The 21,219-nt window shown below is 71.4% G+C and carries 19 protein-coding genes; 6 read left to right on the top strand and 13 right to left on the bottom strand.

Annotated features, from left to right (window positions below; genetic code table 11):
• The first annotated feature begins 106 nt into the window (after positions 1–106).
• From OG338_RS19825 to OG338_RS19815, 3 genes are read left to right on the top strand one after another with little or no spacing between them, the layout of a single operon-like run.
• Positions 107–631 (top strand): PadR family transcriptional regulator, encoded by a 525-nt coding sequence (locus OG338_RS19825; protein ID WP_073964203.1) that lies wholly within the window; start codon positions 107–109, stop codon positions 629–631.
• Positions 628–1,314 (top strand): ABC transporter ATP-binding protein, encoded by a 687-nt coding sequence (locus OG338_RS19820; protein WP_405938599.1) that lies wholly within the window; start codon positions 628–630, stop codon positions 1,312–1,314. Before OG338_RS19825 ends, OG338_RS19820 begins: the two co-directional genes overlap by 4 nt.
• Positions 1,311–3,710, top strand: a complete 2,400-nt coding sequence (locus OG338_RS19815; RefSeq protein ID WP_405938598.1) for an ABC transporter permease — start codon at positions 1,311–1,313, stop codon at positions 3,708–3,710. Before OG338_RS19820 ends, OG338_RS19815 begins: the two co-directional genes overlap by 4 nt.
• A 46-nt stretch (positions 3,711–3,756) precedes the next feature.
• On the opposite strand, the gene OG338_RS19810 is transcribed toward OG338_RS19815, so the two are convergent.
• Positions 3,757–4,719 (bottom strand): hydrogen peroxide-inducible genes activator, encoded by a 963-nt coding sequence (locus OG338_RS19810; protein WP_405938597.1) that lies wholly within the window; start codon positions 4,717–4,719, stop codon positions 3,757–3,759.
• A gap of 132 nt (positions 4,720–4,851) precedes the next feature.
• Here OG338_RS19810 and OG338_RS19805 point away from each other — a divergent pair, with 132 nt between their 5' ends.
• Positions 4,852–5,406, top strand: coding sequence for a peroxiredoxin (locus tag OG338_RS19805; RefSeq protein ID WP_014154322.1), 555 nt, complete (start codon positions 4,852–4,854; stop codon positions 5,404–5,406).
• Positions 5,407–5,418: 12 nt separating this feature from the next.
• On the top strand, positions 5,419–5,952 hold the full coding sequence (locus OG338_RS19800; RefSeq protein ID WP_405938596.1) for an alkyl hydroperoxide reductase: 534 nt from the start codon (positions 5,419–5,421) through the stop codon (positions 5,950–5,952).
• Between the two features lie 76 nt (positions 5,953–6,028).
• On the opposite strand, the gene OG338_RS19795 is transcribed toward OG338_RS19800, so the two are convergent.
• From OG338_RS19795 to OG338_RS19780, 4 genes are all read right to left on the bottom strand, one after another.
• Positions 6,029–7,417: an AI-2E family transporter gene (locus tag OG338_RS19795; protein WP_405938595.1), complete on the bottom strand. Its 1,389-nt coding sequence runs from the start codon at positions 7,415–7,417 to the stop codon at positions 6,029–6,031.
• A gap of 131 nt (positions 7,418–7,548) precedes the next feature.
• Positions 7,549–8,256, bottom strand: a complete 708-nt coding sequence (locus OG338_RS19790; protein ID WP_405938594.1) for a transglycosylase SLT domain-containing protein — start codon at positions 8,254–8,256, stop codon at positions 7,549–7,551.
• A 390-nt stretch (positions 8,257–8,646) separates the two neighbouring features.
• The gene (locus OG338_RS19785; protein WP_405938593.1) at positions 8,647–9,969 is read right to left on the bottom strand and encodes a PhoH family protein; all 1,323 of its coding nucleotides are present in this window, start codon (positions 9,967–9,969) and stop codon (positions 8,647–8,649) included.
• Positions 9,970–10,154: 185 nt separating this feature from the next.
• Entirely contained in the window at positions 10,155–10,916 is a 762-nt protein-coding gene (locus tag OG338_RS19780; RefSeq protein ID WP_018100938.1) for an isoprenyl transferase, read from the bottom strand.
• A gap of 199 nt (positions 10,917–11,115) precedes the next feature.
• On the opposite strand from OG338_RS19780, the gene mgrA reads away from it, so the two are divergent.
• Entirely contained in the window at positions 11,116–12,156 is a 1,041-nt protein-coding gene (gene mgrA / locus OG338_RS19775; protein ID WP_405938592.1) for an L-glyceraldehyde 3-phosphate reductase, read from the top strand.
• Positions 12,157–12,430: 274 nt separating this feature from the next.
• On the opposite strand, the gene OG338_RS19770 is transcribed toward mgrA, so the two are convergent.
• The 8 genes from OG338_RS19770 to OG338_RS19735 form a co-directional block, all read right to left on the bottom strand.
• Positions 12,431–13,006 carry a hypothetical protein gene (locus tag OG338_RS19770; RefSeq protein ID WP_405938591.1) on the bottom strand — a complete coding sequence of 192 codons (576 nt, stop codon included), beginning with the start codon at positions 13,004–13,006 and terminating at the stop codon, positions 12,431–12,433.
• Between the two features lie 64 nt (positions 13,007–13,070).
• Positions 13,071–13,529 carry a hypothetical protein gene (locus OG338_RS19765; RefSeq protein ID WP_405938590.1) on the bottom strand — a complete coding sequence of 153 codons (459 nt, stop codon included), beginning with the start codon at positions 13,527–13,529 and terminating at the stop codon, positions 13,071–13,073.
• Positions 13,530–13,594: 65 nt separating this feature from the next.
• A complete protein-coding gene (locus tag OG338_RS19760; protein ID WP_405938589.1) occupies positions 13,595–14,395 on the bottom strand; it encodes a class I SAM-dependent methyltransferase in 801 nt (266 codons plus the stop codon).
• 135 nt (positions 14,396–14,530) lie between these two features.
• The gene (locus OG338_RS19755; protein WP_405938588.1) at positions 14,531–15,061 is read right to left on the bottom strand and encodes an HPP family protein; all 531 of its coding nucleotides are present in this window, start codon (positions 15,059–15,061) and stop codon (positions 14,531–14,533) included.
• Between the two features lie 131 nt (positions 15,062–15,192).
• Complete coding sequence (locus OG338_RS19750) at positions 15,193–16,908, bottom strand: AMP-binding protein (RefSeq protein ID WP_405938587.1); 1,716 nt, start codon at positions 16,906–16,908, stop codon at positions 15,193–15,195.
• Complete coding sequence (locus OG338_RS19745; RefSeq protein WP_405938586.1) at positions 16,905–20,078, bottom strand: FAD/NAD(P)-binding protein; 3,174 nt, start codon at positions 20,076–20,078, stop codon at positions 16,905–16,907. Before OG338_RS19745 ends, OG338_RS19750 begins: the two co-directional genes overlap by 4 nt.
• Positions 20,075–20,539, bottom strand: a complete 465-nt coding sequence (locus OG338_RS19740; protein ID WP_405938585.1) for a cobalamin B12-binding domain-containing protein — start codon at positions 20,537–20,539, stop codon at positions 20,075–20,077. Before OG338_RS19740 ends, OG338_RS19745 begins: the two co-directional genes overlap by 4 nt.
• Before the next feature lie 90 nt (positions 20,540–20,629).
• Complete coding sequence (locus OG338_RS19735; protein ID WP_405938584.1) at positions 20,630–21,058, bottom strand: cupin domain-containing protein; 429 nt, start codon at positions 21,056–21,058, stop codon at positions 20,630–20,632.
• Positions 21,059–21,219 lie beyond the last annotated feature (161 nt).

Genomic DNA, 21,219 nt, shown 5'->3' with positions numbered 1-21,219 from the left:
GCCTTTCGCCTGCCTGCCGCTTGCCCCCACCCCCTTTCACCTGCGCCGTTCGGATGTACCCCCCGCGTATACACGGCAGGTATACACACCATGTAGAGTGCTCCGCATGTCTATCGGCCACACCCTGCTCGGGCTCCTGGAGTCCGGCCCACGCCACGGTTACGATCTCAAGCGGACGTTCGACGAGAAGTTCGGGCACGACCGCCCCCTGCACTACGGGCAGGTCTACTCGACCATGTCCCGGCTGCTGAAGAACGGCCTTGTCGAGGTCGACGGCGTGGAGAGCGGGGGTGGCCCCGAGCGCAAGCGTTACGCGATCACGGACGCCGGCATCACCGATGTCGCTTCCTGGCTCGCGCAGCCCGAGAAGCCGGAGCCGTACCTCCAGTCGACCCTGTACACCAAGGTCGTCCTGGCCATGCTCACCGGCCGCAACGCGGCCGACGTGCTGGACGCCCAGCGCTCCGAACACCTGCGCCTGATGCGCATACTCACCGACCGCAAGCGACGGGGCGACCTCGCCGATCAGCTGATCTGCGACCACGCCCTGTTCCATCTCGAAGCCGATCTGCGCTGGCTGGAACTGACCGCCGCCCGCCTCGGCCAGCTCCAGAAAGTGGTGGCCCCGTGACCCCCGCCGGCTCCCTGCTCTCCGCGCACGACCTGCACAAGACCTACGGCTCGACCCCCGCGCTCGACGGCGCCTCGTTCTCCGTCCACCCCGGCGAGGTCGTCGCCGTGATGGGCCCGTCCGGCTCCGGCAAGTCCACGCTGCTGCACTGCCTGGCCGGGATCATCACCCCGGACTCCGGCACCATCACCTACGACGGCCGCGAGCTGTCCGCCATGTCCGACGCGGAGCGCAGCGCCCTGCGCCGCAGCGACTTCGGGTTCGTCTTCCAGTTCGGCCAGCTCGTGCCCGAGCTCACCTGCGTGGAGAACGTCGCCCTGCCGCTCCGGCTGGCCGGCACCCGCCGCAAGGACGCCGAGCGCACCGCCCGCTCCTGGATGGAGCGCCTGGAGGTCGAGGACATCGGCGCCAAGCGCCCCGGCGAGGTCTCCGGCGGCCAGGGCCAGCGCGTCGCCGTGGCCCGCGCGCTCGCCGCGTCCCCGAAGGTGATCTTCGCGGACGAGCCGACCGGCGCACTGGACTCCCTCAACGGCGAGCGGGTCATGCAGCTGCTCACCGACGCCGCCCGCTCCTCCAACGTCGCGGTGGTCCTGGTGACCCACGAGGCCCGCGTCGCCGCCTACTCCGACCGCGACGTCACCGTGCGCGACGGCCGGGCCCGTGACCTGGAGCACGCCGTATGACGCTCCTGGACGAGAAGCGGACCCCGGCCCCCGCGCCCACTCCGCCGCCGGCCCGCGCATCGCGCACCGCGCCCTGGCTGCGCGATCTCGCGCTCGGCGTCCGGTTCGCCGCCGCCGGCGGGCGCGAGGGCTGGACCCGCACGATGCTCACCGCGATCGGCGTCGGCCTCGGCGTCACGCTGCTGTTCCTCGCCGCCTCGGTGCCGCACGCGCTCGACGCGCGCAACGACCGCGACACGGCGCGCAGCGAGACCAGGATCTCCGAGAACCCGGACGCGCAGGGCAAGAAGTCCGACACCTCGGTCCTGCGGATCGGGGCCGACACCGAGTACCACGACCGCAGCATCACCGGCTATCTGATGCGCGCGGAGGGCGGCCACCCGGTGCTCCCGCCGGGCATCGACGCCATGCCCGCGGGCGGCGAGATGATCGTCTCCCCCGCTCTCGAGGACCTGCTGAACGACCCGGACAACGCCCTGCTCAAGGAGCGTTACCCGTACAAGATCACCGGCACCATCGCCGACGGCGGACTGCGCTCACCCAACGAGCTGATGTTCTACGCCGGCAGCGACACCCTGACCCCGAGCACGGGCGGCCACCGCGTCACCGGCTACGGCGACCCCGAGCCGACCCCGCCGCTCGCCCCGCTGCTCGTGGTGCTGGTGATCATGGTCTGCGTGGTGCTGCTCGCGCCCGTCGCCATCTTCATCGCCACCGCCGTGCGCTTCGGCGGCGACCGCCGCGACCGCCGGCTGGCCGCGCTGCGCCTGGTCGGTACGGACATCAGGTCGACCCGGCGAATCGCGGCGGGCGAGGCCCTGTTCGGCTCCGCGCTCGGTCTGCTCATCGGCCTCGCCCTCTTCCTGGTGGGGCGGCGGTTCGTGAGCCACATCGAGGTCTGGGACGTCAGCGCCTTCCCCTCGGACCTCGCCCCCGACCTGCGGCTGTGCCTGCTCATCGCGGTCGCCGTCCCGCTGACCGCGGTGCTGGTCACGCTGTCCGCGATGCGCTCGGTGGTCATCGAGCCGCTCGGGGTCGTACGCAACAACCGGACCCGCAAGCGCCGGCTGTGGTGGCGGCTGCTGCTGCCGCTCGCCGGACTCGGCGTGCTCGTACTCACCCGCCCGACCGGCGAGTACAAGGAAGTCGACCCCTACTCGATCACCACCGGCGCGGTCCTGGTCCTCGTCGGACTCGCCCTGCTGCTGCCCTGGCTGGTCGAGGCGTGCGTGAACCGGCTGCGCGGCGGCCCGGTGCCCTGGCAGCTCGCCACCCGCAGGCTCCAGCTGAGCAGCGGGACCGCCTCCCGTGCCGTCAGCGGCGTCACCGTGGCGGTGGCCGGCGCGGTGGCCGTGCAGATGCTGTTCGCCTCGATGAACGCCGACTTCAACAAGGCCACCGGGCAGGACCCCACCCGCGCCCAGTTCTACGCCGTGTCGGAGAAGGTCAACGGCAACGCCGCCGTGGAGACCATCAAGGAGTTCCGCGCCACCAAGGGCGTCACCCAGGTCATCGGCATGGTCGAGGCGTACGTCACCAAGCCGGGGAAGTACGCCGAGGACGACATCCAGCCCACCACCTCGCTGAACGTCGGTGACTGCGCCACCCTGCGCGAGGTCGCCCGCATCGACTCCTGCGAGGACGGCGACTCGTTCGTCGTGCACCCCAGGAACGACAAGGACATGGCCGGCTGGATGGACAAGACCGCCCGCAAGGGCAAGGAGGTCGAGTTCGAGTCGGAGAGCGGCAGGAAGCTGCGCTGGACGCTGCCCGCCGACGCGAAGACCGTGGTCAGCCGCAAGGACCCGGTCGGCGAGGACCGCTGGGGGATCATGGTGACCCCCGGGGCGATCGACGCGACCACCCTGCCGGGGGCGACGACCGTCTCGCAGATCCGCATCGACGAGAGCGTCCCGGACGCCGCCGAGTACGTACGCAACACGGCGGCCCGCATCGACCCCGGCATGCGACTGGTCACCCTGACGTCCGTCTCACGCGACCGCCAGTACGCCAGCATCCAGACCGGCCTCCAGGTCGGCGCCACGGTCACGCTGCTGCTGATCGCGGCCTCCATGCTGGTCTCCCAGCTGGAACAGCTGCGCGAGCGCAAGCGGCTGCTCTCGGTCCTGGTCGCCTTCGGCACCCGGCGGGCCACCCTCGCCTGGTCGGTGCTCTGGCAGACCGCGCTGCCGGTGGTCATCGGGCTCGCGGTGGCGGTGGCCGGCGGCCTCTCGCTGGGCGCGACGCTGTGCTGGATGGTCGACAAGCCGGTCGATGACTGGCTGGTGTTCCTGCCGCTCGCGGGAGCGGGCGGGGCGCTCATCCTGCTGGTCACGCTGCTGTCCCTGCCGCCGCTGTGGCGCATGATGCGCCCGGACGGGCTGCGCAGCGAGTAGCCCTCACCTCGCGGGCGGCCGGGCCCGGTTCGTACGGCCGTACGAGTCAGGCCCGGCCGCCCGTCACGCGTACCGGCAGCGCCCGCATCGTCTCGCGCAGCGCCGCCGCCAGCTCCTCGAACTCCTCCTGCCGCGCCGCCCCGGTCCGCATCGCCAGCGCCACCCGCCGCGTCGGCGCCGGGTCCGCGAAATACCCCGTGGTCAGCGCCTCGTTGCGGGCGGTCTCGACGGTGACCGCGGTGCGCGGCAGCAGCGTGACCCCAAGGCCCCCGGCGACCAGCTGCACCAGTGTGGAGAGCCCGGCCGCGGTCGTGGTGACCGGGGCGCCCTCCGTACGGCCGGCCTCGCGGCAGATGTCGAGGGCCTGGTCGCGCAGGCAGTGCCCCTCGTCCAGGAGCAGCAGCGGGAGCCTCCGGAGCGCGTCGCGGGGGATGTCGGCGCGCCCGCCGAGCGGGTGGCCGCGGTCCATCACGAGCACGAAGTCCTCGTCGAACAGCGGCAGCTCGCTGACGCCGGGGACACCGAGGGGCACGGCGAGCAGCAGCAGGTCGAGCCGTCCGGCGCCCAGTCCCTCGATCAGCGAGGAGGTCTGCTCCTCGTGCACCTGGAGGTCGAGGGCCGGATAGCGCTCGTGGACCAGCCGCAGCACGGCCGGCAGCAGATACGGGGCGACGGTCGGGATCACGCCGAGCCTGAGCACTCCGGTGAAGGGGGCGCGGACCGCCTCGGCCTCCTCCATCAGCTCGCCGACGGCGTCGAGCACGACGCGCGCCCGGACCGCGAGCCGTTCCCCGGCGGGCGAGAGCAGCACCTTGCGCGTCGTACGCTCGATGAGCTGGGCACCCAGTGCCTCCTCCAGCGCGGACACCGCCCCGGAGAGCGCGGGCTGACTCATCCCGATTGCGGCTGCCGCGTCCCGGAAGTGCAGATACTCGGCGACGGCCGCGAAGGCGCGCAGCTGCGAGAGGCTGGGCTGTTTGAGCCGGTTGCCCGGATTACTCTGCGCCACTGATAGGCACCTCCGATCATCACGACCGAGTGTAGCTATTTCCGCGATCAATGCACTCTGTGCCAAGGTGGAGATCGTCCAACCCCCAGGAACTCCCTCAAAAAGGGAGAACCTACGCTGCAAGGAGAGCGCGTGCTCACTGTCGGTGACAAGTTCCCCGAGTTCGACCTGACCGCCTGTGTGTCGCTGGAGAGCGGCAAGGAGTTCGAGCAGATCAACCACAAGACCTACGAGGGTCAGTGGAAGATCGTCTTCGCGTGGCCGAAGGACTTCACCTTCGTGTGCCCCACCGAGATCGCCGCCTTCGGGAAGCTGAACGACGAGTTCGCCGACCGTGACGCCCAGGTCCTCGGCTTCTCCGGCGACTCCGAGTTCGTGCACCACGCCTGGCGCAAGGACCACCCGGACCTCACCGACCTGCCCTTCCCGATGCTGGCCGACTCCAAGCACGAGCTCATGCGTGACCTCGGCATCGAGGGCGAGGACGGCTTCGCGCAGCGCGCCGTCTTCATCGTGGACCAGAACAACGAGATCCAGTTCACGATGGTGACCGCCGGTTCCGTGGGCCGTAACCCCAAGGAGGTCCTGCGGGTCCTCGACGCCCTCCAGACCGACGAGCTGTGCCCGTGCAACTGGACCAAGGGCGAGAACACCCTGGACCCGGTCGCGCTCCTCTCGGGCGAGTGAGCTGATACCGACATGGCTCTCGATGAACTGAAGTCCGCCATACCGGACTTCGCCAAGGACCTGAAGCTGAACCTCGGTTCGGTCATCGGCAACAGCGAGCTCCCTCAGCAGCAGCTCTGGGGCACCGTCCTGGCCTGCGCGATCGCCTCGCGCTCGCCGAAGGTGCTGCGCGAGCTGGAGCCGGAGGCGAAGGCCAACCTCTCCGCGGAGGCGTACACCGCCGCGAAGTCGGCCGCCGCCATCATGGCGATGAACAACGTCTTCTACCGCACCCGCCACCTGCTCTCGGACCCCGAGTACGGGAACCTGCGCGCGGGCCTGCGGATGAACGTCATCGGCAAGCCGGGCGTGGAGAAGGTCGACTTCGAGCTGTGGTCGCTGGCCGTCTCCGCGATCAACGGCTGCGGCCAGTGCCTCGACTCGCACGAGCAGGTGCTCCGCAAGGCCGGCGTGGACCGCGAGACCGTCCAGGAAGCCGTCAAGATCGCCTCGGTGATCCAGGCGGTGGGTGTGACCCTCGACGCCGAGGGCGTGCTCGCCGAGTAGGCACCGTACTCTGAATACGGGAAGGGCCCCGAGGACGACCGACCGTCCGAGGGGCCCTTCTTCCTGTGCGTACGCGCTACGAGGCGTCCGGTGACGGCTCGTCCCCACCCCTGCCCGGCGGGCTTGCGGCGGCCGGGGTGGGCGCCGCGTCCAGCGCGGTCGACCCGTGCGGGGGCGGCGAGTGGCGGCGCGACTCCTCCTGCCCGTAACTGCGCAGATAGCCGACCACCGTATTGGTCACCGCGACCAGCGGCACCGCCACCACCGCACCGCCGATCCCGGCGATCATGCCGCCCGCCGCGACCGAGAGGACCACGGCCAGCGGGTGCACCCGCACCGCCCGGCCCAGGATGAACGGCTGGAGGACATGGCCCTCGATCTGCTGCACGGCGAGGACCACGGCCAGCACCATCAGCGCGGTGAACACGCCCTCCGTGACGAGCGCGACGACCACCGCCAGCGCCCCGGAGACCACCGCGCCGACGAGCGGGATGAAGGCGAACAGGAAGATGAAGACGGCCAGCGGCACCGCCATCGGCACGTCGAGGAAGTAGATTCCGAGCCCGATGAAGATCGCGTCGATCAGGGCCACGATGACCGTGCCGCGCACATAGGCGGTCAGCGTCCGCCAGGCGCGCGGACCGGCTCCGGCGACCCCGGGCCTCGCCTGCGCGGGCACCAGCTTGAGCACCCACTGCCAGATGCGCGCGCCGTCGTAGAGCAGGAAGAGCGTCGAGAACATCGCGAGCAGCGCGCCGGTCATGAACTCCACGACCACGGTGACGCCCTGGAGCCCCGCGGTGGTGATCGCCTCGGTGTTGGTGCCGACGGTGTCGCTGAGGTTCTTGGCGATGTCGTTGATCTGTTTGTCGGTCACATGGAACGGGCTGTCCAGCAGCCAGTTCTTGAGGTCGTCGATCCCCTTCGTCACCTTGTCGGACAGGGTGTCGATGTTGTCCATGACCTGCCACACCACGAACCAGCCGACCAGGCCCATGATGACGAAGCCGGAGATCGCGGTGACGGCGGTCGCCAGGCCCCTCGGCAGCCCGTAGCGCCGCAGCCGGGCCACGGTCGGCTGGAGCAGCGCGGTGACGAGCAGCGCGGCGACGAAGGCCAGCACGACCAGCTGTACGGCGCTGATGACCCGCATCAGCACCCACAGGGTCCCCGCCAGCACCAGCAGCCGCCAGCCCGCCTCGGCCGCGACCCGCATCCCCCACGGGATCGCCGCGACCGGATCGGGCCGCGCGGCCACGGTGGGCGCGTAGCTGGGCGGGGCGGGCACCTGGTCGACGTGGGCCGACTCGTCCTTCCCCGGCTCCGCCGGGACCCGCGCGTGCGGGTCCGCGTCGGCGGGCAGGGGGTCGTCGGCCTCCGTCTCGGCCCGTCGTTCGTCAAGGCGCTCGCTCAGCCTGCTCAGTTCGGCGCCCACTTGTCCGAGCCACCCCGGCAGTTTCGACATAACGCTTCCTCTACCCCCGTCCGCTCTCCCCACCGCTCCCCCGGGAGCGTTCCGCACGACCGTACACGCGTGAGGCCCCCCACCGAAGGACGGCGGGGGGCCTCACGAGGTTGAGCTGGTGAACCCTGGTTCTAGTACCAGTGGTTGGCCTGCCAGAAGGACCAGGCACCGCAGGGGCTCTTGTAGCGGTTGTTCATGTAGCTGAGGCCCCACTTGATCTGGGTGGCCGGGTTGGTCATCCAGTCGGCACCGGCCGAAGCCATCTTGGAGCCGGGGAGGGCCTGTACGAGACCGTAGGCACCCGAGCCCGGGTTGCTCGCCCGGTAGTTCCAGCTCGACTCGTGGTTCACGATGTTGCTGAAGCACTGGAACTGGTCGGCCGGCACGATCTGCCGCGCCATGGCCTGGACCTCGGCCACGGTGTAGGAGCTCTGCACGGCGAACGAGGTGGAGCGGACCTCGGAGCGGCTTGCGCGCTCCTGGGCTTCCTTGTCCTTCTTCGCCTGGCGCTCGCGCTCCAGCTTGTCCTCGGCGGCCTGCTTCTTGGACTTCGCGTCCTTGGCGGCCTGGACGCGGGCGGTCTCCTCGGCGGACTTCTTCGCGGCGGCGTCGGCCGCGGACGCCTGGGCGTCGGCCTGCTGCGTCAGCGAAGCGGTCTGGACCTGGGCCTGCTGGCCCGCGGGGATGTCTGCGAGCAGCGTGGTGTCGGCTGCGGTCGCCTCGAAGTTGTTGTCGTCGGCAGCAGGGGTGCTGCCCGATGCAACGCCTACGACGGCGCCTACGGTGGTGACCGCGGTGGCGGATGCCACGGCGAACCCCCGGACCGAAATCCGGCTCACACGGTGTCCTTCCAGCATCGCCCGCTTAGGTGACCTCGCGGGCGCAATCGTGCCCCTGGCACTGGCCTCCCTACTGCTTGGGTCACGGGAAGGCACGGGCCCGGTGGGCGGCTCCCCGGAGGAAGCGCCGCGTGGTGCTCGCGGGCGGCATACGGACGGCGGTTGTTGAGTTGTGTGGTGCGTGGCGCCTCTGGAGGTGCCGGTGTGCCGTATGCGGGGCCTGACGGAAGCAAGACTCTGCCGGAACGGGACCGCGGGAAGCAATTCTCCGCTGAGTGTGAAAGGTCACACCTCGTTTGGCGGACCTTAATTACGGAAAAGGCGCCGCAACACGCCGCCGCCCGGCTAGGCTGCTTGGCCCGCCGGGCGGCGTCAACGTCCCAACCCGTATCAGATCTGACCTTCCTCCAGCATTTCGGTCACCAGTGCGGCAATGCGGGATCGCTCCGAACGCGTGAGCGTCACATGGGCGAAGAGCGGATGCCCCTTCAGCTTCTCGACCACGGCGACCACTCCGTCGTACCGGCCGACCCTGAGATTGTCCCGCTGGGCCACGTCATGCGTGAGGACGACCCGGGAATTCGTGCCGATCCTGGACAACACGGTCAGCAGGACGTTCCGTTCGAGCGACTGGGCCTCGTCCACGATCACGAAGGCGTCGTGCAGGGAGCGGCCCCGGATATGGGTGAGCGGCAGGATCTCCAGCATCCCGCGCCCCAGCACCTCCTCGATGACCTCGCGCCCGGAGACGGCCGAGAGGGTGTCGAAGACGGCCTGCGCCCAGGGGCTCATCTTCTCGGCCTCGCTGCCGGGGAGATAGCCGAGCTCCTGCCCGCCCACCGCGTACAGCGGGCGGAAGACCATCACCTTCTTGTGCTGCCCGCGCTCCAGCACCGCTTCGAGCCCCGCGCACAGCGCCAGCGCCGACTTGCCGGTGCCGGCCCGGCCGCCCAGCGAGACGATGCCGACCTCCTGGTCGAGCAGCAGGTCCAGGGCGATCCGCTGTTCGGCGCTGCGGCCGTGGATGCCGAACGCCTCCCGGTCGCCGCGGACGAGCCGCACATTGCCCTCGGGGGTGACCCGGCCGAGCGCCTTGCCGCGCTCGGACTGGAGGACCAGGCCGGTGTGCACGGGCAGCTCGGCGGCCTCGGGGACGTACAGCGTCTCCTCGGCGAAGAGCAGGTCCACCTGGTCGGCGGCGAGGGACAGTTCGGCCATGCCCGTCCAGCCGGAGTCGGTGATCGCCAGCTCCGCGCGGTACTCCTCGGCGAGCAGGCCGACCGATGACGCCTTGATGCGCAGCGGGAGGTCCTTGGAGACGACCGTGACGTCGTACCCCTCGGCCTGAAGGTTGCGCGCGACCGCGAGGATGCGTGAGTCGTTGTCCCCCAACCGGTAGCCGGCGGGAAGGACGCCGGGATCGGAGTGGTTGAGCTCGACGCGGAGCGTCCCGCCGAGATCCCCGAGGGGGATCGGCGCGTCCAGCCGGCCGTGGCGGACCCGGAGGTCGTCCAGCAGGCGCAGGGCCTGGCGGGCGAAGTAGCCGAGCTCCGGATGGTGCCGTTTGGCCTCCAGTTCCGTGACCACGACGACGGGGAGCACGACCTCGTGCTCGTCGAAACGGGCCATGGCGTTCGGATCGGCCAGCAGGACGCTGGTGTCGAGAACGTAGGTGCGCCTGTCGGGCAGGCGGCGCTTTGTGCTGGTCACCACGGAAGGACGTACCCCCTCGGAAGAGGCTGGCGTGCGACGGCGGGCCGTCGCGGAGCATCCCGCTTGTCATCGGCGCCCACCTGGCTGGTGACCGGGCGCCGGCCTGTCAGGGATATGCCCTCTTACCCGGCCGGCCATGCCGACCGGATCTCTTCCGGGGAACGGCGGGGCGGACCCCGCCGGGCTCAGCCCCCGTAGCGCCGGTGGCGGGCGGCGTAGTCGCGCAGGGCCCGCAGGAAGTCGACGCGGCGGAAGGCCGGCCAGAAGACCTCGCAGAAGTAGTACTCGGAGTGGGCGCTCTGCCAGAGCATGAAGCCGGACAGGCGCTGCTCGCCGCTGGTGCGGATGACGAGGTCGGGGTCGGGCTGGCCGCGCGTGTAGAGGTGCTCGGAGATCAGGTCGGTGGAGACGATCTCGGCCAGGTCCTCGAAGGAGGTGCCCTTGGCGGAGTGGTCGAGGAGCAGGGAGCGCACGGCGTCGGCGATCTCCTGCCGGCCGCCGTAGCCCACGGCGACGTTGACGAGTATCCCGTCGACCCCGACGGTGGCCTGCTCGGCCTCCTTGAGGACGGTCTGGGTGTGGGCGGGCAGCAGGTCGAGCGTGCCGACGTGGTGGACCCGCCAGCGGCCGTCCGCGGCCAGGCCGCGCACGGTGTTCTCGATGATGCCGAGGAGCGGGGTCAGCTCGGACTCGGGCCGGTCGAAGTTGTCGGTGGAGAGCAGCCAGAGCGTGACGACCTCGACGTCGGTCTCGCTGCACCAGCCGAGGAGCTCCTTGATCTTGTCGGCGCCGGCCTGGTGGCCCTCGGCCGCCGTGCCGCCGGACGCCTTGGCCCAGCGCCGGTTGCCGTCGAGGATGACGCCGATGTGCTTGGGCACCTGGGAGTGGTCGAGGCGGGCTTCCACCCGGCGCGCGTAGAGCCCGTACACCAGGTCGCGCAAGTTCACTGAGTCCACCTCTCGGTTCCATGCGGGCCCGCCGGCCCCGGATCAGGGGTCCGGGGTCGTCCCCTGGGGATCGGATCGCCGCACTGGAAGGGGGCGGATCGCCCCGCCGTGTCATGGCAGTCCCGTCAGGCCACATTACTGCGCGGGCCCCGCACGCACCCAACCCGGCCTGTCACAAGTCCGTGATAAGGAGAGAATCGTGACTGATTCCTCTTCCCCCTACCAGGCCGCCGCAACCCGCTACGACACCATGAAGTACCGCCGCAGCGGACGCAGCGGGCTCAAGCTGCCGGCCGTCTCGCTCGGCCTCTGGCACAACTTCGGCGACGACCGGGCGCTCGGCTCCCAGCGGGCCATCCTGCGCCGCGCCTTCGATCTCGGTGTGACCCATTTCGACCTGGCCAACAACTACGGCCCGCCGGCCGGCTCGGCCGAGCTGAACTTCGGCAAGCTCTTCCGCCAGGACTTCGCCCCGTACCGGGACGAGCTGCTGATCTCGACCAAGGCGGGGTACGAGATGCACCCCGGGCCGTACGGGGAGTGGGGCTCGCGGAAGTACCTGCTGTCGTCGCTGGACGCCTCGCTGAAGCGGATGGGCCTGGATTACGTCGACATCTTCTACTCGCACCGCTTCGACCCGAAGACCCCGCTGGAGGAGACGATGGGGGCGCTGGCCTCCGCCGTACAGCAGGGCAAGGCGCTGTACGCGGGGGTGTCCTCGTACAACTCGGCACAGACCGCCGAGGCGGCGCGGCTGCTGCGGGAGATGGGCGTACCGGCGCTGATCCACCAGCCGTCCTACTCGATGATCAACCGCTGGACCGAGGACGACGGGCTGCTGGACACACTGGAGGCGGCCGGGATGGGCTGCATCTCCTTCGTGCCGCTGGCCCAGGGGCTGCTGACCGGGAAGTATCTGAACGGCATCCCGGAGGGCTCGCGGGCCACGCAGGGCAAGTCGCTCGACCCGGACCTGCTGTCGCAGGAGGTGGTGCGCCGGCTGAACGGGCTGAACGACATCGCGCGCCGCCGGGGCCAGTCGCTCGCCCAGCTGGCCCTGGCATGGGTGCTGCGCGACAGCCGGATGACGTCCGCCCTGATCGGCGCGTCGAGCGTGGGGCAGCTGGAGGAGAACGTGGCGGCGCTGGCGGGCCCGGAGCTGTCGGCCGAGGAGCTGAAGGAGATCGACGTCTTCGCCGTCGACACCGAGGGCACGAACATCTGGGCCGCGCGGGGCTGAGCGAGCGTGTCCGGCCCGGCGCCGGGCACAAAAAACGGGCCGGTCCGTGGGGGGGGGTTACGGACCGGCCCGAGGGGGGGTTTCCACCATAACCCTTCGTAAGTGATGCTGGGTGCCGCGGCGCGAAATAATTACTCTCCGAGAGTGAACGGCTTCGTTCCGGACCCAGCCCTGGCGGCCGCTTTACGGCTGTGACCTGCGGCGATACGACCCACCCCCGAATGGGCGCCGGGGACACGCCCGAGACGTCCACAGGATGTCCACATTCCGCTCGTCAGTGGCCGCCCCTGGGCTTCACGCAGCCCGTTCCCTCCATGTAACGGCCATGCACCTCCGCGTTGACGAGTCCGTTGACCTCGCCGTCCAGCGAGCCGTCCACGCAGAGGGTCCCGAGGGACACGGTGAAGGAGGTGCGGTGGGTGCCGAAGGTGCTCGTGGTGACCGATCCGTCCGGGTATCCGAGGGCCTGGAGTGCCTGGAAGACCGTGTCCTCGGTGGACTCGCCCCCTTCCGCGAGCGCGGCGAGCCCCTGCTTCACCCGCCTCACCTCCGCCTCGCCCCGGGCGCGGTCCGCGTCGGACAGGTCGAGGGTGGACTGGAAGGCGTGGTTCTCGGCGTAGTGCGGGTTGGCGTCGCCGCCCTGCTGGACGGGCCGGCCGGTGGGCTGCCCGGCGGGTCGCTCGGTGGGCTGCCCGGTGGGTCGCTCAGCGGGCGGCGTCGAGGGGGCGGTGGGCAGGGCCGAGGGGGCGGCGGGTGGTGCCGCTTCGCCGGGAGTGGCCCGGACTTCGCCGCAGCCGGTGAGGGCGGCGGCGGTCAGGAGCAGGGCGGCGGTACGCCTCGCGAAGGTCATGGGTACGAGTATGGGACGGCAACCCGGCGCGCGGCGGCGGGAGTCGGCCTCCGATGCCGATCCGTCACGTCGGGGCCGCCGCGCCCCGGTGGCCCCGGGTGAAGCGGACGCCCACGGTGTCCCCGCCGACGACCACGAACCGCCCGCCCTCGCAACGGATCACCGCCTCGTGGACCTCGCCCCGCTCGTCCCTGCGCTCGTCGGTGCTGAGCACGGTCCAGCCGCCCTCCGGCGGCTGCGGCAGACCGGCCGGCCCGGCGAACTCCCACTGAGCGGCGGGCACACACCAGTCGGGCAGCTGCGGCCAGGTGCCGGCACCCACGTGCAGGGTGCCGTCGGATGCGCAGGTCAGGCAGACCGACTGGCCGTCGTCCAGCACGAACGAAACGGCCTCCGGCTCGCCCATCCGGCCCTCGGGCCGGTAGAAGATCCCGAGGACGCCGACGATCCTGGCCCCCTTGAGCCACTCGGCGCCACCCCGGCGCGGGCCGCGCGCGGCATCCCCGTCGGTGCCGAGGTCCATGCCAGCTCCTTCCCGAGCGCTCGCGACCAGAGTGCCATCCTTCGGGCCCCGAGGGGGCGTTGGTCTCACTCGGGTTTACGGGCCTCGATCAGGAAGCGGGTGGTGTGGGCAACGAACGGACCCTCGGTCTCCAGCCGGTGGTGGAGCGCGGCGAGTCGGGGACGGTACCGCTCGACGGTGAAGCCGGGCACCATCCAGACCACCTTGCGCAGGAAGTAGACGACGGCCCCGATGTCGGAGAACTCGGTGCGCAGCCGTTCCGCCCGCAGGTCCACGACGTCGAGCCCGGCCGCCTCGGCGTCGGCCCGCGCCCGCTCCGGGTCACGCTCGCCGCGCACCTCCGGGGGCTGCGGCCCGAGGAAGAACTCGACCAGCTCGAAGACGCTCGCGGGGCCCACCTGTTGCGAGAAGTACGTGCCGCCGGGGGTCAGTACGCGGGCGATCTCGTCCCACCACGTCGTCACCGGGTGCCGGCTGGCCACCAGGTCGAACGCCCCGTCCCCGAACGGCAGCGGCGGCTCGTCCGCGTCCGCGACGACGGCCACCCCGAGCGGGTGCAGCAGCGCGGTGGCGCGTGCGATGTTCGGCGGCCAGGACTCGGTGGCGACGGCGAGCGGCGGCAGCTCCGGCACGGAGGCCAGCACCTCGCCCCCGCCCGTCTGGATGTCGAGCGCGGCCCGCGCCCGCCCCATCCGCTCCCCCATGGCCCGCGCGTACCCCCAGGAGGGCCGCTGCTCGGTGGCCCGTCCGTCGAGCCAGGAGAAGTCCCACCCGTCGACGGAGACGCTGTCCGCCTCCGCGACCAGAGCGTCGAACCGGGCGGCTTCACCGGGCGTGGGCGGGGTGGCGTCGGATTCGGCGGGCATGCCCCCATCGTCCCAGCCGGGCGGGGGCGACCGCGACTGCATTACGGGCCCGTCGGAGCGGGGGCCGAATGCGGACGGTGCCATGGACGTCGCACGAACACGTCCATGGCACCGCGGCTGCCGTCCGGGGCCGGATCACCACCAGAAGACGGGATACGGCTGCTTGTTGACGCGGTTACCGACCAGGCCCACCAGCACCAGGATGACCGTGGCCGCGGCGAGCAGGGCGAGGAAGGGGGCGAACGAGGGGCCGGTGGCGGCCACGATGACGGCGGTCGCGGCGGCGGGTGAGTGGGCGACCCGCAGCAGCATCATCGCGCCGAGCGCGAGACCGCCCGCGATGCCGGAGGCCCAGACACCCTGACCGAGGACGGCCAGGACGAGGAACCCGGTGACCGCGGAGACGAGTTGGCCCCCGATCACGCTGCGGGGCTGCCCCAGCGGCGTCTGGCTGGCGCCGGCGATCAGCGCCATGCTCGCCGCGAGCGGCGGGATGAGGAGGATCTGGTGCGACCACTCCCCGATGGCCACCAGGAGGGTCAGGGCGATCACGCTGCTCGCCGTGGCGACCGCCATCGTCAGCACCGGCGGCCGGGGCGGTGCCTGTGTCGCGTGCCACGGACGCGTGGGGGCGGGGACCTCGGCCGTGGGCCTGGTCTGCGTCATTGTGTCGATTCCTTTCGAGTCACTGAGTGGTGCACGACCGCCGCCTAATGGCTTACCCATTAGCGCTGACGGGATGAATGTACCCGCAACCGGCCGCCCGTGCGGCCGGTTGCGGGAGTACGGGCCGGGAATCAGCCGACGAGCGACGCCTCACCGAAGGGATCGGGGCCGCAGGGCAGCGGCAGCTCGCGGGCCTGCTCGGCGAGGACGGCCCGTCTGACCTTCCCCGACGTGGTACGCGGCAGCGCCTCGACCACGGAGAAGGCCCGGGGGCGGGTGTGCGGGGCCAGTCGCCCGGCGCAGAACTCCGCGAGCTCCCTGCCCAGTTCCGGCTCCGCCACCGCCTGGGGCAGCGTCTCCAGATACGCGACGGGCACCGCGCCCCCGACGGGATCGGGCTGCGGCACGACCGCCGCCTCGCGCACCGCGGGATGCCGGCGCAGCACCGCCTCGATCTCGTAGGGGGAGAGGCGGTGGTCGTACGACTTGAAGACGTCGTCCGCCCGGCCCAGGATGCGCACGAACCCCTCCGCGTCCCGCACGGCGATGTCACCGGTGCGGTAGAGCCCGGACTCGACGGCGGGGCGGAGCTCCCCGGTGTCGTCGAGATAACCGGCCATCAGCCCGGCGGGGCCCGCCGTCACGTCGACGCACAGCTCCCCGGGGCCGTGGTCCGTCGGGCCGTCCTCGCCCATCAGGATGAGCGCGTAACCGGGCAGCGCCTTGCCGAGCCGGTCGTCCGGGCCGCGCAGGCCCGGAGTCGTACCGACCATGGCCGTGGCCTCGCTCTGCCCGTACCCGTCGCGCAGCCGTACGCCCCAGTGGGTGCCGACCACCGCGGCCTCGGCCGCCGTCAGCGGCTCGCCGGCGCTGGTCGCCTCCCGGAGCAGGCCGGGCCGGCGCCGGTCCAGATGGGGCATCAGCAGCCGCCAGACGCTGGGCGGCGCGCAGACCGAGGTGACCCGCAGCCGGTCGGCCGTCGCGCCGAACTCCGCCGCGCCGAACGCCCCGGGGGCCAGGGCCACGATCGTCGCCTCCGCGTTCCACGGGGCGAAGAAGCCGCTCCAGGCGTGCTTGGCCCAGCCGGGTGCCGAGATGTTGAGGTGCCTGTCGCCGGGGCGCAGCCCGTTCCAGTACATGCTCGACAGATGGCCGATGGGGTAGCTCGTGTGCGTGTGCGCGACCAGCTTCGGCGCGGAGGTCGTGCCCGAGGTGAAGTAGCAGAACGCGATGTCGTCCGCCCGGGTGGGGCCGTCCGGTTCGAAGCGGTCCGGCATGGACTCGCGTTCCGCGTACCGCAGCCAGCCCGCGGCGGTGCCCTCGACCAGGACGCGCGCGCCGGGAACGGCGGGCACCTCGGCGGCGGTGTGCTCCTCGGAGATCACGTGCCGGATGCGCCCGCGCTCGACGCGCTCGCGGATCTCCGGCCCGGACAGGCTGGTGTACGCGGGGATGACGACGGCGCCGGTCTTCAGGCAGGCGAGCAGAATCTCCCAGAGCTCGGGGCGGGCGTCCAGCAGGAGCAGAACGCGTTCACCGCGCCGTACGCCCAGCTCCCGCAGCCAGTTGGCGGTGCGGTCGGACTCGCGCGAGAGCGCGTCGAAGGTGCTGTCCGACGCCGTTCCGTCGGCCCGCACGAGCGACAGGGCCGTCGCCTCGTTGCCCCGGGCGATGACGTCGAACCACTCCAGCGCCCAGTTGAAGTGGCGGGGGCGCGGCCAGCGGAAGGCCGTGTACGCCGCGTCGTGGTCGTCCCGGTGCGCCAGCAGGGTGTCGCGGGCGGTGCGGAACTCCTGGTGGGCCGGTGTCCGCCGGTGCGTCCAGTACGGGCCGGCCTGGGCGGTCACCGCGCCTCCCGGCCGGTGAGCTGCGGCACGGCGCGCCGGGCGAGCATGTCCTGGGCGATCGCGTCGGCGTCCGCCATGAACTCGCCCCAGGCACCGGGCCGGCTGCTGCCGACCTGGGTGAACCAGCGGGCGTGCTCGGTGGGTATGCCGAGCGCGTACAGTCCGGCCACCGGCTGACCGTGCGCGTCGACCGGGTGGAAGGGGGCGCCGGTGACCGCGAGGCCGCCCGTGTCGAACACCGCCTCGTCGTCGACGTTGGCGTAGCTGGTGACCAGCCCCCGTTCGCGAAGCGCGGTCATGAGGGGGCTGCCGTCCCGGCGGATGTCCGTCGTGGGGATGCGGGCGTCCACGACCACGTCCACCGGCAGCTCGGAACCGGCCACCTGCCGGGACGCCGCGACGAAGGTGTCGCGCTCCGGGTCGGCGCGGAACTCGGCGCCGGGGCCGAGGATGTGCAGCACGCCCGCCTCCATCAGGGCCAGCACCTGACGCAGCCGTTCACGCGGTGGACCGGCCGCCAGGTGGGAGCTGACCGGGACGAACCGCCCGAGGAAGTCCACCTCGTGCGAGCGGGCGGTGAGGCCCCCGAGGTCGACGGCGAGCCGGATGGTGGAACGCACGTCCCGCAGCGTGTCCAGCGCCGCCTTGACGGGGCCGTCGTGGTTGCCCTGCTCCGCGTGGGCGAGGTCGTCCTCGATCAGCTCCGTCAGCCGCTCGCGGTAAGCGTCCGGGCCGGCGAAGACCTCGTCCCGGAACGGCCGGGCCCACGCGAACAGGTCCACGCCCGGGTCCTTCACGCCGAAGCGGCGGGCTCTGCGGGCGACGGCGAACTCCGGCGCGGCGTCCACGGAGGCCGCACGGGTCGCCTCCGTCACGAAGGCCGCGGCGGCCCGGGGCCCTTGTCCGGCCCGGATCAGGGTCTCGAAGTAGACGAGGTTGACCTCGGCCATGATCCACGGGAGCACCTGGCGCTCGAAGTCGAGCTTCCCCGTCTCGGCCAGGGTCCGGACCCGCTCCCTGGTGAAGATCCGCGCCCGGTAGGAGTGGTCGTGGGTCTTCTGGTTGCGGCCGCGGGCCGGCAGGGGCACTCCGCTGCGGGAACCGGCGACGATCTTCGGCTCCCGCCCGCTCGGGAGATAGCGGAGCACTCCGTGCGCGTCCTCCTCGTAGCGGCCGCCGCGCTCCTCGGTGAGCAGGCTCATGACGTCGTAGAAGGCCAGGCCGAGGCCCAGCACCCCGACGGTGGCGGTCGACGGCACGTCCCGCAGGGCCATGTCGGCCGCGGAGTCGCCGCGCACATGGCGCAGATGCGGCCGCCCCTCGGCGAACTCGGCCAGCAGCCGCTGATCCGGCAGCAGTTCGGGCACGGCGTGGCCGGTGGTGAGAGCGACCCGGTCGACTGCGAGGTCCTCGCCGCTCGCCAGGCGTACGAGCCGGCGGCCCGCGTCCTCGCCGGGGAGCAGGTCCACCACCCGGTCCGTGCGGCAGGACACCTTCACGTGTGCCGGGGCGTTGGCCGTGACCGCGTGGAGGACGAACCGCAGGTACTCCCCGTAGACCGCGCGCGGCGCGTAGCCGAGCGGGTCGCCCTCGCGCGGGTGGGTCCGCTGCCACCACTCCCCCAGCGAGGGGCCGGCGCCCGCGCGGGCGGGGCCGTCGTCGGCGGGCCCGGAGAACATGGTGACCTCGCCCGCCGGCGTGTTCATGAGCAGCGTTCCGGGCTGGTCGGTCCGCCAGACGCGCCCGGCGCCCGGCTGGTGGTCGTCGATGACGTCGACGTGCGTCCCGCGGGCTTCCTCGTCGGCGGCGGCACGGGCCACCAGGCGCTCCAGCACGGCCAGACCGCGCGGGCCGGCGCCCACGATCGCCGCGCGCAGCGGTGTCGCGTCGGATGTCACTGCTCTCTCCTCGTGCAGTGCCTGCCGGTCGTACCGGTCGGCCGTGTGGTTGAGCATGCGCAGCAGTTCGTGGGAGACGAGGCTGCTCCTGCCCGCCCGGCCGGGCAGGGGGAGGTTTCCGGTCCTGGCCCACTGGAGGCGTCCCTCGGGCCCGATGGCCCCCTGGGTGAGGCCCTTGTTGTCCACGTGCAGGCAGTACGGCACGTCGAGCAGGCCCTCGCGGAACGCGTACAGCAGTCCGGCGCCGATGTCGCCCGCCTCCAGTACGGGGGCGATGAGCGCGCGGGCCTCCCGCAGGATGTCGTCCGGGTCGGCCTGGCCGTGCCACGGGAGCGCGCTCTCGTGCCGGGCGTTGCGTGCCACGGCGTCGGCGAGGCGCAGGGCGGCGAGGTTCTCCTCGACGCTGGGGATGCGGTGTGCCTCCACGGAGGTCTTCACGATGAGCCGTTCGGCTCCGCCGCGTACCGCGACCTCGGCACTGGTCGCCTGGAGGAGTTCCGCACCGGGCAGGCTGCGGGGGAAGACACCCATGTACGCGTAGAGGACGAGGTGCCGCTCCACCCACGGCGGAAGCAGTTCGTCCGCGAGTACGCGCATCGCGGCCAGCGCTTCGATGTCCTGGGCCGGGCTGGTCTGCTGCGCGTAGCTCAGGCTGACGGACGGCACCCCGCACTGTGCGAAGAAGAGGGCTTCGAGGACGCTCATCGCCACCAGGAGCGAGGGCGGGCACAGCTGGCCCAGCAGGCATCCGCCGAAGGTCTCCAGATGGGCTGCGAGCCCCTGGGCGCGGCAGTCGTCGGCGAGTTGGGTGCTCGCGTCCCGCCAGCAGGCGACGGATTCGGCGAGCGGAGTGCGCCCGTACGGCAGGCAGTAGGAGACCGGCCCTCCTTCGCTCACGGAGAGTCCGGATGCGGCCATGACGGCGAAGATGTCGGCGGGCTTCGCGGAGCCGTGCCGGATCTGGACGGGGAGGGGCCCCGCCGCCCGTGCGACGGCTCTCGTGACCTCGGGGCCGTGGGCGACCAGGGGAAATCCGTTCAGCGGAAGCGCCTCGTCGAGCGCCTTGCGGGCGCCCGTGTGGTCCCCGACGCGGGTGTAGCTGTCCAGTGTGATGGTGCCGACGGCGCGGAGGCCGCTGTCCGCGACGGAGCGCAGTCCGGCCGCCATGTCCGCCGGCAGTGCCATTCCCATGCGCGGCTGCACGACGAGCCGTCCGTCGCGGGCGGATCTGGCCACGTGGCCGTCGAGGCCGGGCGATATGACTTCGGTCATGTGACCCGCCCTCCCACGAGTTCGTGCGGCCGGGCGTCCGGGAGCCCGCGCAGATAGTCGGTGAGGGCTTCGGGAGACGTGCTGTCGGTGAACACGGCGTCGAATCCGGCCGCGACGAGTTCGTCGGAGTAGCGGTCGTTCCCGTCGCCGAGAATCCCGAGCTTTCCGCCGATCATGACCGGTAAAGTGCGGCCTTCCGGAATGCTCCGGAGCTTCTTGATGACGCGTCGGCCGTCAAGGAAACCGTGGCCGTTGACCGAACTGATCACCACGGCGTCGAACCGCTCGGCGCGCACGGCGTCGAGGATGACGTCGTCGGGAACACAGGATCCGAGATTGGTCACCTCGTTCCCGCTCTCCTCCAGCAGGAGCTGTAGGAAAACCAGGTTCCAGGTATGCGAATCCGAGGACACGGTCGAAAGCAGTACACGGCGCCTGGGCCGTCTTGCGGGTGCGGTCATTTCCCTTTCCTGATTCGTTCGGTGCGGCCTGCACCGGCTGGGGGCTACCGTCCGTAACCCGGTAGCCCCACATCCGGAGGGAGCGGTGCCTCAGCGTTGCTGCGCGGCGTAGACTTCCGCTCGCGAGTCGGCAACCTCATCGCCCCGCGCCTCGCGCGGCGCCGCAGGTCGAGTGCGTATGGCCAGGACGGTGCAGCCCGTGGCGCTGGACATCTGGTGTCGCGTACCAGGGCGTTCGACCACCAGATCGCCCTTGACGAAGGAGCTTCCGTCGCTGTGGTCGAGAGTGCCGTCGAGAACCAGCATCAACTCGTAACCGAGGTGCTCGTGGAAGTCTCCGTGCGCTCCGGCCGGAAACCGCAGGAGGAGGCCGACGGAATCCTCCTCGGCGCCGTCCGGGGCCCACAGCGGGTAGTGGTCGACGCCCGTCCGGCCCGGCTCGACCCAGGAGACCCAGTCGAGCTGGTCGAGGCTGAAACCGCTACGGAAGACATTGCGGATCACTTCGATATCGGACATGAAGTCTCTCCCAGAGAAGGAATGGAGTACGAAGTACGGCAGGCGGAGAAGAAGGCACGCGTCATCGCGGGCACACGCCACGCAGAGAGAACATGCGGGCAGCGCGGACAGGCACGAAGAAGACAGGCACAAAGAAGGCGGGCGTTATCGCGACGCCGCCA

Source organism: Streptomyces sp. NBC_00726, from assembly GCF_045161735.1.
Classification (GTDB): Bacteria; Actinomycetota; Actinomycetes; order Streptomycetales; family Streptomycetaceae; genus Streptomyces.
The sequence above is the reverse complement of the archived record's forward strand: the minus strand, read 5'-3'. Positions and strand labels throughout refer to the sequence as shown.